This window comes from Chryseobacterium sp. TB1-D10, assembly GCF_059803555.1.
Genome location: NZ_JAPFHB010000003.1, coordinates 88,293 through 103,692, shown reverse-complemented (window position 1 = coordinate 103,692; position 15,400 = coordinate 88,293). Strand labels below are relative to the sequence as shown.

The following is a 15,400-nucleotide window of genomic DNA, read 5'->3' as shown; positions in this document are numbered from 1 at the left end:
GAATTTGCAATGCGTAATCAATTTATCAGAAATCGGATGATTGATATTTCTAAAAACACTATTCCACGAAGTGAATAAGGTCAAAGTCAGGGCTCAGATTATAAATCTGAGCCTATTTTCAAAAATAAGGACAAATCGATTTAAAACAATTCTCCGATTTCGAATAGGCATCGTCCATTTTTCAGTAGATTATTTTAATGGAATTACTTTAAATTTTAATACTGGTAAATTATAAAAAAAGCTTTAATTAGATGTTAATAAATAACTGCACCTTAACTATTTATAATTTAACAAATCGATTGTAAAAAGAATAATTATCCAACTACACCTTTTGAATTTTTATCCAAAAGCCCGAAATGTACCAGAGCTGTCTCGATTCCATGATGGTCAACATCTTCCGTTATAAAATCGGCAATCTCTTTGACATTATCTCCGGCATTTCCCATAGCAACACCTATTTTTACAGACTTCAGCATAGAAATATCATTTCCCCCATCCCCGAAAGCCATGGTTTCGGATATATCAATATTAAAATATTTACAAAAATATTCCACACCTCCTTGTTTGCTTACTCCTGCCGGGTTTACATCTGCAAATAACGGTGTCCATCTTGAAGACAATGAATTTGGCATAATTTCCTGCATAAAAGATTCTTCCATTTCAGGATCGATGAAAACGTTGACTTGCAAAACGTTTTCAATATCAAGATTTTCCTTATTACATACAGGTGGCACTGCAATATCAACGTGACGATATAATTCAAGCACTTTTGGACTTTCGTGACTGATTCTTACTTTATCTTCATACATCAATGAAAAACTGACATCAGATCTTTCGGAATAATCTATCAAATTTTTTATATCATTGGGATCAATTACTTTTCTATACATTACCTGACCATCAACGGTCATACAATATCCCCCATTAAAGGTCAGAAAACCATCAAAATCAATATGTTTAATATGAGTGAGATCATTAATAGAACGACCGGTGGCAACGATGACCTTGATTCCTTTTTCCCGCAGATTCTTTATTGCCTTCCTCGTTGATTCCGGAATTGATTTTGTTTTTAAACTGAATATTGTTCCATCTACATCAAAAAAGACAGCTTTTATTTTAGGATTTTGCACAGAATTCATACTACTTGATTACTACAACATTTTTATAAAAATACAAACATTATTCTGCGAGATCACAACTACGCATATATTTAACTTTATTTTAATATTTTGGTAATTCAGAATATATCGTAGAAATAAAAGCTAGTACAAAGCAATTAGAAATACAGCAATTGAACGTGAAAATTATAGATTTTCAAATGATATGATTTTGTGAACGTTGAGTACCAATCAATATTGAAAGATTTTGGAATAAAGTTCTTAGAAAGATTATTAGAACATCGTTGTAAAACTGATAAAATTTTGATCATATTCAATCTTTTAAATTGAAATCGCCTAAGAATTTTTTATCTTTAACCTTGTCTTTGACGTTATCTAACAAATGCGAATCAGTTTTTTACATTTTTTCTTTTTTTTTGTGTTTACAGCGAGTGTAAACGCTCAAATCAACGATGCTCAGAATCTCACAAAAGATGTGAAAGCATTAATGTATTCTGAACCGGACAAGGCTTTAAAAACAGCGCAGTATGTTATTACCAACCAGAGCTTTGGAACATCAGAGGATGTTTACAATGCACTTCTTCTGCAATCCGAAATCTATTTGAATCTTATGGAATACAATGATGCGGTTGTGAAACTGATCTCCGCAGACAGGATTTCACAAAATGTGGATGATGATTTCCTCAAAGCAAAAAATGAATATCTTATCGGGAAATTATATCTGGAACTTGGTTTTTTTGATGAATACAGTGAGGCATTAGATGATATTACTGAACTTTCAAAATCATTAAAAAAGGAAGAAGAAAAAGCCTGCGTTGAAATCTGGAAAAATGAATTACAGATTCTGAAACTTTATCTTGAGGGAAAGTCCAAAGAAAGCCTGGCTAAAATCCAGGTTCATATCACTGATAAAACAGATCTTGATCCTACATACCATTCGAGATTACAGATTATAAAGTCAAATATAGAGGATAGAACGGCAGGCGATTTTGGAAAGTCCGAACGATATTTTCAGTTTCTGTCACAATTAATTAATTTGAAATCTAATATTAAGACTGGAACATTCAATGAAAAGGATTTCAATAATTTAAAGAAAAAATTCCCACAATATAACAAAGGTATTTTCTTTATTGATCTTTACAAAGAATGGTCACAAATGGCTTGTGAAAGTAATTCCGAAGATTGTTTCGGTACAAGAAAAGAATATATCAAATTATTAAAATCAACTTTAGCAGACAAGCAGGAAGCTCGGGTAAATATTATCAATCTTATCGATCAAAAAGAAAATTCTAAAATACACGAGCAGAAAAATTTTCAGAATAAAATTCTGTTCCTGCTAGTTGTGATTGCAGCTTTGTCTTTGATAATCAGTCTTATTTGTTATTTTATCATTAAAAGTAGAGCAAATGTCGCAACCGTAGAAATTGAAAAAGAAAATATTTCTAAAGAATATGAGCAGCGACTAAGTGATCAATTGAAAGATTTTCAGGCAAGTCACGTGTTTACAATTCCGGAAAAGACCGAAAATCTGATTCTTGCCAATCTTGAGACTTTCGAAAAAAGCAAAGATGTGCGAGATCCATCTCTTTCATTATCGGTTTTGGCAAAAAGAATGAATACGAATTCCAAGTACCTGTCAGAGGTCATCAATAAACACAAAGGCAAGAATTTCAATAATTACCTGAACGAATTGAGAGTGAATTACATTGTTGAAAAATTAACTCAAAACCCTGAATATCTGCAATATAAAACGAGCTATCTGGCAGAAGTAGCTGGTTTTGCATCTCGCACAACTTTCACCACGATTTTTAAGAATGTGACCGGAAAAAGCCCGTCGCAGTTTATTGATGAACTTAAAAATAATTGATATGAAGAAAGTTTTGTACCTCTTGTTTTTGATCTTGTCACTCTTTAGCTTTTCACAATCTGAAAAAAATCTGGAAAAACAAATCACAGAAGTAGACAGAATGGCCTTTGTCGATCCAGATTCTGCTCTGGTAATGGTAAAAAAACTGGAAACGAAAATTGATAACAATAAGTTGCAGAGTAAATTACTCTTGGCAAAAGGCAGCGCATATTCTGTAAAGCATTTATCATCCGCAGCATTGAAATCCGGATTTGAAGCTTTGGATATTTCCCAAAATTCTCAGGATTCTTTAATGATGGTAAATACTTTGGGATTCATTGGTAATCAATATTATATTCTAAAACTTAATAAAAAGGCTATTAATTATCTGAACAGAGCGGAAACGATTATTGATTTTCTTAAAGATCCGTCTCTCAATCAGATGAGCGCCAACATTTATTTTGTTAAAGCATTGATTTATAAGGATAATCTGGATCCTGCATTTGCAATAACCTATTTTGATAAGGCTATTAACGAGTACAATAAAAATAATGACAGAAGCGGTTCTCTCAACAGAAATATTACTAAAATCCAGAAAGGATATTCTTTGATTGATATTGGGAAAGCTGATGAAGCTGAAAACCTATTTCTGAATGTGATAAAGGAATCTGATGGATTAAAAATGGATGAGGTTTCCAATTATGCAAAAGTCGGTCTGGCGATAACTTATGATAACAAGAAAGATTTTATCAAAGCCAATCAGATATTATTGGATACTGAAAAAAAACTTGGAAATACAGGAAATGTAGGGCTCCTGACAGAAGTTTATGATGCTTTGAGTCAAAATTATCTTAACCAAAATAATGCGCCTCGATACTTTTACTACAACCGGAAGCTGGAAAAAAATCTGCTAACGAATGATGATATAGAGAAAAAATCTTTCTCAGATTTGCTCAAAAAGAATATAGAAATACAAAATATAGAATTTAATAATAATCAAAAATTATTCTATTTAATTGTTATTTTGACAATTTTAATCACGATCATCAGTTTATTTTACATCATAAAAAAGATTAATGTACTGAAATCAGTAAAACATTAGCAATATTCTTTTAATTCTTGCAATGTTTTGTTTTTCAGTTATTTGAAGGCGTAAAAAGGTGTCTGAATTCGTGTAAATTCTCTGATTCCAAACAGTAAAAGTTTTCTTTATAAAAATTTCATAGTTACATTTGATTATAATTTAAAATCAAGAATATGAAATTGAAAAACGCTTTTTTTGCATCTCTGCTACTATCGGGAATGTTGTCCGCACAAACTATTGCTATAGATACAACAGTGCCAAGTAACCCTGCACCGGAAAACAGTATCTTAGAATATTGGTATTGGGCCTATGGGATCAAAGTTACAGGAAGTGGTTTTGCTGCCAACTCTACAATTAAATTTACATCTGTAGATCCTCAGGGTGCTTTGAGGTCTTTGTCATCTACAACAGATGCTACAGGGAATATTATTTTTCAGTTCAACGGCTGGACAAATACCTCTCCATTAGGATATTATACACTTAAAGCAGAAGATACTTCCGGAAAAACAGCAACGGGAAATTATACAGTAATCAAAGACCCAAAGCATGTTATCACTGGAACTGCTACACCGGCAGAATTTAAAATGAGTGATTTTATCACCGGAACTGTCGTGAAAGTTAAGAATCTTGTGCCTAATGGACAGGTGAAAATCAATGTTGGAAATCCAGCTTCTGGTGCCTGGGAACTCAACAAAACTGAGGAGATGTATGCTGATGATAAAGGAGAATTGGAGGTAAGTTTTAATCTGAACTCTGCTATCTTTGCGCCTGCTGGTACAGTTCCTGTCACACCTGTTGAAGGCAATTGGATATTGAGCTATAATGACTGGTCGGGAGAAGGGCTTAAAGGAAGTACAAAAATTAGAGTTTTACCTAATAACCCCAGTACAACATCTTACTGCAATGTTTCTGCAACAGCTTCAGAGCCTATCACTTCTGTTACATTTGCGGATATTTCTAATGCTTCTGATCCTAATGCGAGTAGCTCTTATGAAAATTACCTTTCCAAAGTAGGAAATGTTGAAAGAAACAAAGAATATAAAATCACTGTAAAAGGAAATGCAATGGCGTCTTACAAAGTGAGCACATTCACAGCTTTTATTGATTGGAATCAAAACGGAACTTTAGATAATGAAAACGAGATCTACAGAATTGGTTTTGTAAAAGGAAGTACTGGGATGGATGATATGTCGGCCGAACTTACTATCAAAGTTCCGGAAAATGCAGCCGTAGGCAACACAAGAATGAGAATTCTTAAAGTAAATTCCCCATCTACTTTCGCAATGTTTTGGCCAACAGGAGCTTGTGGAACATATAGTAATGGACAAATAGAAGATTATACATTGAATGTAAAAGAAGCTTTGGCAACTGGCGAAACTTCTTTCAGCAAAGTTCAGTTCTATCCAAATCCTGTGAAAGATATCTTAACCGTTTCTTCTACCAAGAAAGTCAATTCAATCTCTGTTTACAATACACCAGGACAATTGGTAAAAACTTCTCAGAATGCAAACACTGTTAATATGAGCAGTCTTTCTGCTGGTGTTTATATTGTGAAAACTGATGTAGAAGGAAAAACAGAAACTTCTAAAGTAATCAAGAAGTAAGAATCTAAAAAAAAATCATAATTATTTCCCGGCTATTGTTCAAGATCTATCCTATCGGTAGCCGGTTTTTTATTGCCCAATTTTAACTATTAATTCTACTAGCTTATATGAAAAAATCTTTATCAATTCTATCCATTTTATTGGGTACTGCAGTCTTTGCACAAGTTGATGTAACGGCAACTTCCGGAACAGAAACAGCAACTTATACAACGGTAAAAGGCGCTTTCGATGCCATCAACGCAGGAACACATCAAGGTGTAATCAATATTACAATTACTGCAAACACATCAGAGATTGCAACGGCAGCTCTTAGCAGAAGCACCGGTACTTCAAACTTTACATCCGTATTCATGAAACCGGCAGCAAATGTAACTGCAACCATCACAGGTGTTGCAGCTGGCCCTGTTTTGAGAATCCTGGGAAGCAATGTCACGATTGATGGTAGTAACAACGGAACAGATAGCAGAAACTTAAGCTTTGTAAACGGTAATGTCGCAGGTAGCCAGGTGATTGCAATGGGTTCTTCTGATGTTGCCAATCCATTGACAAATGTGACTGTAAAAAACACTACGCTTATCAACGGCGTGAAAACTTCCGGAAGCGGCATCATCATAAGCAATACTGCAGGTGCACAGACAGCAGGATATTTTAACAATATCAGATTGGAAAACAACTCCATTCAGAAATCTTATCAAGGGATTTATATGATTGCCGTTTCTGCTGTAGGGAATGGATCCGGATCTGTAATTACAAAAAATGATCTTTCTACCAGTGGCGAAAATTGCAACAGATTTTTGGGAATTTATTTAGGAGGAACGGATGGTGTTACAGTTTCTGAGAACAAAATCGGGAATTTCGAAAATACAACAAACGAAGGCAAGAGAGGAATCTGGCTTGCTGTCTCCACAATGAATACTACAGTTTCGGATAATACGATTGATAATATAACTGTAAACAATGCCGGTGGCGGAAGCGCAACGGGAATTCAGATTTTTACTAACGCAGGAGCTGGAAATGTTCCTTCAGCGAATAAAATTCTTAGAAACAAAATTTCTAATTTATCAACCAATGGATTTAATAGTGCAGTTACAGGAATTAGTTTAGGCGGTTCTACCGTCGGAACCGTAATCAGCCAGAATGATATCAACAACCTTGTAGGACTCAGAACAATTACTACTATCGGATATGGAGCTGAAGCTATCATATTGTCTGCAGGCACAGCTTCTAATACTTTAGTGAGCAATAACTTCATCTCAAAAGTATCAAGTTTTGCTACAAATACTTCATCTGCAAATTATACCGGCGGAATTTTGATTAATGCCGGAACAGGTTACAAAGTTTATAACAATTCTGTGTATCTGACAGAAACTCAAAATAATGGAACCAACAAAGGTCTTCCAATAGCATTTAGCTCCAGTGTTTCTACAGCAGGCGCTATAGATCTCAGAAATAATATTTTTGTGGTAAACCTCGCCGATGCGACGATACCGACATATGCAATCTCAGTTCCACCAGTGTCTGCAACTTATTCCAATATAGATAACAATATCTATTACAGTTCTGGTCCAGCTTTAGGACAAACGCCCGGCGGTCCGCCAGCATTTACAGATCTTACAGGTATGAAAAGCATCTTGGGCGGTAATACAAATTCTCTACAAGTACTTCCTGTTTTCGCATCCAATTCAGATCTTCACATTTCTCAGACATCTGATAATTCCGACATTGACAACAAAGGTGTTTCTCTGGCTGATGTTTCCATAGATATTGATAATGAAACAAGAAGTGCCACAACGCCTGATATTGGAGCAGACGAATTTACCGTGGCTACGATGGCAGTTGGAGATATTGCCAATAAACCAAAAATTCAGGTTTATCCTAATCCGGTAAATGATGTTTTAACGGTTTCTTCTGACAGAAAGGTAAGTAACATCTCAGTTTACAATATTGGCGGACAACTTATCCAGGAAGTTAATAATGCTAATGTCATCAATCTTACTAAACTTGCATCAGGTGTTTATTTTGTAAAAACAGTTGTGGAAAGTAAAATTGAAATGACAAAAGTGATCAAGAAATAAAATTTTATCATAATTGTGTTTTTAACCGAAACGAGGCTAATCTTAATTGAGAAGCTTCGTTTTTTTGATTAATCGATCGTCGAACTCAAGCGCCTGCTAATCAACGGCCGCTAAAACACCTTTGATGGTACTTTTTATAAGATACTTAAGCTCTTTAATTTCTGACCCCATCTTTTCAAAGAATGACTATTAATCTATCGACAACATCATCCTTTTAACCTCATCTTTATACTTTCTCCCAACAGGAATCCTCATATTATTGATCTCGATCTTGCTTGGAGAAACCGAGGTAATATTGTCTTTATTAATCAAAAACGAGCGATGAATTCTGACAAATTTGGATTCGGGTAATAGCTCCTGAATTGATGTCAACGTTTTAAGAACCGTGATTTCCGAATCGATGAGTTTGATTCTGCAGTAATTCCGGAGACTTTCCACAAAAACAATATCATTGATTTTGATTTTCCTAACACTTTTATCGATTTTCAGATTGATGTACGACTCACCGTTATTATCTTGAATTACAGAGTCTTCCTTTAATAATTTATTTTCTTCATTCAACTCCGAATTATTTTTCTGGAGGTTTTCAATCGTTGTCAGATAAGTGTAAGCTATTGGAATCATCGCAGCGATATTGATGTCCAAAGCCGTATTCATTATTTCTGATATGATAAAAAAACCGGAGTTCTTGAATCCCGGGAGAAAATTCGGCTGAATGAAATAAAGAAACAACGGGCGCTGGATAAAAACACTTATCAAAGCAACCAAAACGCAATACGAAACAAAGAAACTGAAATATTTTTTCTGATTGAAGAACTTAGGGAATAGATAAAAAAGCGTAACATAAACCAACAACAACCGCGAAGGAAGACAGAAAATCTGAATCAAAATATTCCGTGAATAATTGTTATCCGACACGCCCCAAACAAATCCAAAAAACAGAACAAACGCCGTCCAATATAAAACGTGTTTCAGCCACAACTTTGATTTGAAATGTTCAAAAAACGATTGGTTCATATTTTTTAATCTTCTCCAAATGTAATTATTTATTCTAAAACAACCTTCAGTAATTTCAATGTCTGTTTTTTGTACAGAATAACCTGTCGTTTATCCAAAAGCCTTGTAGTAAAAGGAAACTAAAAATATTTTTGTTCAAAATTCAAACTAAAAAATGAAACTTCCAATTCAATTTTCACTTTTATTTTTAGCATTTCTCTTTCCGGTTTTAGGATTCGGTCAGGAAAATAAAGCGACGCTTGAAGCTGTAGAATATCTGAAGCAACATCCAAAAAGCCCGAAATACTATCTCGTCTCCAAGTTCAAAAGTTATCCGCTTGTTCTGTTGGGAGAAGACCACGCTGTGAAGGAAAACCTTGATTTTGTTAAAAGTCTTATTCCGGAATTATATCGGGCTGGTGTTTACAATCTCTGTATGGAATTCGGAGCTTTCGAAAAGCAAAAAGAACTGGATGAATTGCTGAATGCAGAAATATTTGATGAAAGAAAAGCAAAAAATTTGTTCTTTTATTACAATGTCGGTTGGGCTTACAAAGAATATTTTGACATCTACAAAGCAGTTTGGGAATTCAATAAAACCTTAAAACCTGATGCGAAAAAATTCCGAATTGTCAATCTGAGTTATCAATACCGTTGGGAAAACTTCAAAGGTGGCGCAAGAACGCCCGAAAATATGAAAGCCGTTTTCAATCTCGGAACGCCTGACCAATTCCGGACAGAAATTATCAAAAGAGAAATCATTGACAAAGATGAAAAAGCCTTGATTTATATGGGACACGTTCACGTTTTCACAAAATACAAAATGCCAATACTGAAAGTGAACAACGATGATTTTTGTGATTATGATGAAGGAATGGTGGGAAATCGTCTGTACAAATTAATGCCCGGTAAGATTTTCAATATTATGTTCCACACACCGATGTTTTCCAAAACGCAGTACAATCCGTCTTATGTTTCTCCTGCGAATGGAGAACTTGAGAATGCGCTTCAGAAACTCAATTATCCGCAGATTGGATTCGATTTAATCAATACGCCAGCTGGTAAACTTTCTGACAATAGTTTCTTCAGTTTTTGTCATTCTAATTTCAAAATGGAGAACTTTTTTGACGGTTATATTTTCCTCAAACCTTTCAAGGATTTGACTGGTTGCACTTACGATGACGATTTTTTCACAGGAAAAGACTGGACTTATATCGAAAATAATTTTCCGGACCCAGATTGGAGAAAACCTAAAAATTTGGAAGAATACAAAACAGAAATTAAGAAGTCTGTCAATATCAAAGACCGTTACCGAGATGTAATTCAGACTTCGATTCCTGCTGTGAGTTCTGGCAAAATCGTCAGAATCAATCAATTTCCTTCGAAATATGTAGTTCCGAGAAATGTAGATATCTGGTTGCCTGAGAATTTTAATCCGAATAAAAAATACGCCGTTCTTTATATGCACGATGGGCAAATGCTTTTTGATGGGTCAATCAACTGGAATAATTCCGAATGGAAAGTAGATGGAAATTACACAGAGCTGAGCAAAAAAATCAAACTGAAAGACTGCATCATTGTCGGATTATGGAATACCGGAGCAACCCGACATTCGGAGTATTTTCCGCAAAAACCGTTTGAAAGTTTATCTAAAGAATTGCAGAATCAAACGCTTGAAAAATACTTCCAAGGAAAAATTCAGTCGGATAACTATTTGAAATTCATTGTAGAAGAAGTGAAACCTTTTATTGATAAAAATTATCCAACCCTGAAAGACAGGGAAAATACTTACATCGCCGGTTCCAGTATGGGCGGACTGATATCGATGTATGCGGTTTGCGAATATCCTAAGATTTTCGGTGGCTCGGCTTGTCTTTCTACGCATTGGATTGGAATCACAGACCTTTTGAATGACGAAATCCCAACTGCTTTCGAAAATTATCTCAGACAAAACCTTCCGAACCCGAAAACCCATAAAATCTATTTCGATTTTGGAACCGTAGGATTGGACAGCCATTACGAAAAACATCAGAACAAAGTTGACCAAATAATGAAGGAGAAAGGCTTTGACAAAAATAACTGGGCAACCAAAAAATTTGAATCGGCTGACCATAGCGAAAATGCCTGGAGCAAACGATTTTCCATCCCACTGGAATTTCTTCTGAAAAAATAACAATCTCAAATTCAATTATAAAATGAAAAAATCACTTGCAATATTTTTACTTTTCATCAGTTTCAATCTCATCCTTTCTCAAAAGATCGAACGGATAGAACCTGCCAATTGGTGGATTGGAATGAAAAATAATTCGGTCACTCTCTTAATTTATGGCAAAGATATTTCAGATTTACAGCCTGCAATTTCTTATTCCGGAGTCACAATTACTGAAAATAAAACGGTTGAAAACAAGAATTATCTGTTCCTGACCTTGCAAATCAATCCTGAAGCAAAAGCCGGAACTGTAAAAATCAAATTTTCAAAGAATAAAAAAGTTGTTCTGACAAAAGATTTTCCAATTTATGTTCGGGAATCCAACAGTGCCAATCGGGAAAGTTATGGTTCAAAAGATGCAATTCTTCTGATTGTTCCGGACAGGTTTTCAAACGGAGAAGAAAAGAACGACATCGTAAAAACAACTTTGGAACAAAAACTTGACAGAAACAATGAAGATGCAAGACACGGCGGTGATATCCAAGGGATTATCAATCATTTGGATTACATAAAGTCATTGGGTTACACTCAAATCTGGAACACACCTTTGATTGAAAATGATGAACCCACCTATTCTTATCACGGCTATGCATCAACCGACTTTTACAAGATTGACCCAAGATTTGGAACTAATGAAGATTTGAAAAAACTATCCACAGAAGCCAAGAAAAGAAACATTGGTTTGATTTGGGATGTTGTGCTTAATCATTGTGGTTCAGAGTATTATTTCGTCAAAGACTTGCCTGAGCAAAGCTGGATTAACTATCCTGATTCGGAGAACAGAATCAGAACCAATCATCTTAAAACCACAATCACAGACCTCTATGCGACCAAAATTGACAAGGAAGAATATCTCAACGGTTGGTTCGATGGTCATATGGCAGACCTTAACCAGAAAAATCCTTTGCTTGCAAAATATCTGACCCAGAATATCATTTGGTGGATTGAGTACGCTGGACTTTCCGGATTGCGTGTTGACACATATTCTTATTCAGACAAAAATTTTCTGGTCAATTGGACAAAAGCCATTCTTGAAGAATATCCTAAAATGAACATCGTTGCCGAAGAAATGTCAAGAAACATTGCTCAGACTTCTTACTGGCAAATCGACAAGATAAACAGCGATGGTTATAAAAGTTATATGCCGATGATGATGGATTTTTCTATTAATGACAATATCGTTTCTGCGCTCAATGAAAAAAGTAGCTGGTTTTCTTCCTGGAGAAAAGTTTACGAAAGTGTAGCAAATGATTTTCTTTTCCCTCATCCCGAGAATCAATTGATTTTCCCGGACAATCACGATCTGGACAGATTCTATTCCCGTCTCAACAAAAATTTTGCAAACTGGAAACTCGGGATTGCGATGTATATGACGATGCGGGGAACGCCACAGTTTTTCTATGGCACTGAAGTTCTGATGACCAATGACAAAGCCGGAAGCGACGGACAAAGAAGAAGCGATTTCTACGGAGGCTGGACAGGTGATTCTAAAAATGCTGTGACAGAAGCAGGATTAACCAATGAAGAAAAAGAAGCGAAGAAATATTTTACCTACTTGCTCAATTGGAGAAAAACGAATGAAACTGTTGCCAATGGAAAATTCAAACATTATGCGCCGACAAATAATGACGTTTATGTTTACTTTCGATATACCGACAGTCAGAAAGTGATGGTTTTACTCAACAAAAACAGTGACAAGGTAACGCTGGATCTCAATCGATATAAGGAAATGATTCCTTTAAAATTCGAAGCGAAAGATATTATCTCCGGAAAAAATCTCAGTTTTCAAAATACGATTGATATTCCTGCTAAAACAGCAATGATTTTGGAAGTCAGGAACTAATGTTTTCTGGAGGTATTATCAATGGCAAAAAAGATCGTTCAAAAAAATTGATTGCAGATTAATAGATAATAGGTAATAGATCGTTCAGAATTTTTCAAAAACTGTTAACTAAACTAATCGGTAGTAATTCTTTACAAAAAAAACCAGTCTGTATTATAAATATAGACTGGTTTATTAAGATATCAGTTTTTGCTGATCGCTAGATCTAGACTTGTTGGTTCAACCAGAAAAAAAAGATCACTAAATTTTACCGTAGTCATCTAAGACACTTCCTAAAACTTTAAACAAAACAAATCCCGGATTACCGGGACTTTAATGTTTTATATCAAAATTTATTTGATCTCTACAGGGACTGAGATTTTATCCCAATCCACTGTAAATCCATTATTGTTTACTTTATAAACCAAAGTTTCTTGTGTTGCTGGTAAAGCTTTTGTTTTGACATCAACACGCAAAACATCTTTAGACTCTTCGTATTTGTAAGCGCCCCATTGTTTTGATTCTTTATTAAAAATCGCAGTCCAAGTTCCACTTTGTTTAGGGATTAAGAAAAAGCTGTATTTACCCGCAGGCAGTTTTTTACCCTGAACGGTAATGTCTTTATCGGTTTCGAATGTTGTTGCATCATTGGCACCTGCACGCCAAACTTTGTCGTAAGCAACCAAATCACCCCAGATTTTACGGTCTTTTACAGACGGACTGCTGTAGGCAATCGTGATGTTTGCATCTTTGATTTTTCCGGTAGTAGTCATTGCAGGACTCGCCGGTTTTTTAGCTTCCTGTGCAAAGGCATTCACTGAAATTGTCATTGTAGCCAAAGCAACCGCAACAGTTTTAATCATTGTTTTCATAATATTTTTTGTTTTTATGTTTATTTTGTTCGCTTACGAATTTACTGCTTTCGTCTTATAAAACAATAACCCGATTGCAGAAAATATAATAACTGCCACTGCACCAATGACGTTAAGCCAAAGGAAAGAAATGATATCGAAATTGTAAATGGCAATCACCGTAATTTCTGATAAAATTGCAGAAATAAATACATTCGCCCCATTGATTTTTTTAAAGTAAAAAGCTACAAGAAAAATCCCCAATATCGGGCCGTAGAAAAGAGAACCCAATACATTAACCGCTTCAATAAGAGAACCCATTTGAGTCGCAAACATCGCTACACCGATGGAGAATATTCCCCACGCCAAAGTGTGGAGTCGACTGTACTTCAATTCGGTTGCATCATCGGGAATTTCTTTTTTGAATATCAAATGAACATCTTTTAATGAACAGGCGGCAAGTGAATTGAGAGCTGCGGAAATGGAACCCCAGCTGGCCAGAAAAATAACGGCAAACAATAAACCTATCATTCCTACAGGCAACGTATTTTTTACGAAATACAAGAAAATATAATTGGTATCGGTTTTCTCCGCATTAAAATTTGATTGATTGATAGCCTCCTCTACCCTTCCGTGTAAGTCTTTGACCTGAGTTTGTGTGTTTTTAAAATCCTGAATTTTTGTCTCAAGTTGGGGAGATTGAGTTTCTTTTAATTGTAGAATTTCTTTTGATTCTGCATTGAATTTTGTCTGTAAATCCTGATGCTCTTTCTCAAATACCATTGCCTGTTCAGGCTTTGTTTCCTTTAAATGTTGATAAGATCTTTCGTTAAAATAAATCGGAGCCGGTTTTAAAGAAAAGAAAGCGAAAAGCAAAGCACCGATCAAAAGAATAGCAAACTGCATCGGAATTTTAACCAATCCGTTCAGCAGCAAACCCATTTTTGCATTGGTATTGTCTTTCGCAGTAATGTACCTCCCGACCTGACTCTGGTCGGTACCAAAGTAAGAAAGTGCCAGAAAAAAACCACCAATCAGTCCGCTCCAGATATTGTATTTATCTTTCCAGTCGAATTCTGTGGTGATGACATTGAGCTTTCCTGATTTTCCTGCAAGATAAAGAGCATCCTTAAAACCAATTCCATTCGGCATATTTTGGATAAGTAAATAACCTGCAAAAGCCATCGTTCCCAGAATAATGAGAAACTGTAATTTTTGGGTGTGAGCGATCGCTTTTGCACCGCCGATATAGGTGTAAATCAATAAAATTCCACCCGTCAAAACATTTGTCAAATAAATATCCCAGTTTAAAACGCTTGATAAGATGATACTCGGAGCGTAAATACTGATCCCTGTCGACAAGCCTCTGGAAAAAAGAAAAAGCATTGAAGTGAGTACCCTTGTTTTTTTATCAAAACGGTTTTCTAAATATTCGTACGCCGTGTAAACATTTAGACGCTGAAAAATCGAAATGAAAGTAATGCAGATCACAATCATCGCCAAAGGCAAACCAAAATAATACTGAACGAAACGCATACCGTCTGCATAAGCCTGTCCCGGTGCTGAAAGAAAAGTAATTGCACTTGCCTGCGTCGCCATAATACCGATCAGCACGATGTACCAAGGCATTTTATTGTCTGCTTTCAGGTATGACTCGTTGCTTTTTTGACCACGACCAATGAATACGCCGTAAACTACCACTGCAACCAATGTACAAATAAGAACTGCCCAATCTATCGTGCTCATCTCCAGAATTTAGTAAAGAAATAATAAAATGCGATCTGAACTACTAAAG

The 15,400-nt window shown here is 35.4% G+C and carries 10 protein-coding genes; 6 read left to right on the top strand and 4 right to left on the bottom strand.

The features are described from left to right. Positions 1–314: 314 nt before the first annotated feature. Positions 315–1,139 (bottom strand): Cof-type HAD-IIB family hydrolase, encoded by an 825-nt coding sequence (locus OPU68_RS04920; protein WP_498472889.1) that lies wholly within the window; start codon positions 1,137–1,139, stop codon positions 315–317. 397 nt (positions 1,140–1,536) lie between these two features. Between OPU68_RS04920 and OPU68_RS04915 the strand changes: the two genes are divergently transcribed. The 4 genes from OPU68_RS04915 (at position 1,537) to OPU68_RS04900 (ending at position 7,727) form a co-directional block, all read left to right on the top strand. Continuing rightward, positions 1,537–2,985, top strand: a complete 1,449-nt coding sequence (locus OPU68_RS04915; protein WP_498472888.1) for a helix-turn-helix domain-containing protein — start codon at positions 1,537–1,539, stop codon at positions 2,983–2,985. A gap of 1 nt (position 2,986) precedes the next feature. Next, complete coding sequence (locus OPU68_RS04910; RefSeq protein WP_498472887.1) at positions 2,987–4,066, top strand: tetratricopeptide repeat protein; 1,080 nt, start codon at positions 2,987–2,989, stop codon at positions 4,064–4,066. A 155-nt stretch (positions 4,067–4,221) separates the two neighbouring features. Next, positions 4,222–5,652, top strand: coding sequence for a T9SS type A sorting domain-containing protein (locus tag OPU68_RS04905; protein ID WP_498472886.1), 1,431 nt, complete (start codon positions 4,222–4,224; stop codon positions 5,650–5,652). Between the two features lie 107 nt (positions 5,653–5,759). Then, the gene (locus tag OPU68_RS04900) at positions 5,760–7,727 is read left to right on the top strand and encodes a beta strand repeat-containing protein (RefSeq protein ID WP_498472885.1); all 1,968 of its coding nucleotides are present in this window, start codon (positions 5,760–5,762) and stop codon (positions 7,725–7,727) included. A 189-nt stretch (positions 7,728–7,916) separates the two neighbouring features. On the opposite strand, the gene OPU68_RS04895 is transcribed toward OPU68_RS04900, so the two are convergent. After that, entirely contained in the window at positions 7,917–8,744 is an 828-nt protein-coding gene (locus OPU68_RS04895; RefSeq protein ID WP_498472884.1) for a LytR/AlgR family response regulator transcription factor, read from the bottom strand. 154 nt (positions 8,745–8,898) lie between these two features. Here OPU68_RS04895 and OPU68_RS04890 point away from each other — a divergent pair, with 154 nt between their 5' ends. Both OPU68_RS04890 and OPU68_RS04885 read left to right on the top strand, forming a co-directional pair. Beyond that, positions 8,899–10,896 carry an alpha/beta hydrolase gene (locus OPU68_RS04890; protein ID WP_498472883.1) on the top strand — a complete coding sequence of 666 codons (1,998 nt, stop codon included), beginning with the start codon at positions 8,899–8,901 and terminating at the stop codon, positions 10,894–10,896. Between the two features lie 22 nt (positions 10,897–10,918). Beyond that, positions 10,919–12,775 carry a glycoside hydrolase family 13 protein gene (locus OPU68_RS04885; protein WP_498472882.1) on the top strand — a complete coding sequence of 619 codons (1,857 nt, stop codon included), beginning with the start codon at positions 10,919–10,921 and terminating at the stop codon, positions 12,773–12,775. Positions 12,776–13,107: 332 nt separating this feature from the next. On the opposite strand, the gene OPU68_RS04880 is transcribed toward OPU68_RS04885, so the two are convergent. Continuing rightward, on the bottom strand, positions 13,108–13,626 hold the full coding sequence (locus tag OPU68_RS04880; RefSeq protein ID WP_498472881.1) for a DUF2911 domain-containing protein: 519 nt from the start codon (positions 13,624–13,626) through the stop codon (positions 13,108–13,110). 33 nt (positions 13,627–13,659) lie between these two features. Next, positions 13,660–15,351, bottom strand: a complete 1,692-nt coding sequence (locus OPU68_RS04875; RefSeq protein ID WP_498472880.1) for a sodium:solute symporter family protein — start codon at positions 15,349–15,351, stop codon at positions 13,660–13,662. Positions 15,352–15,400 lie beyond the last annotated feature (49 nt).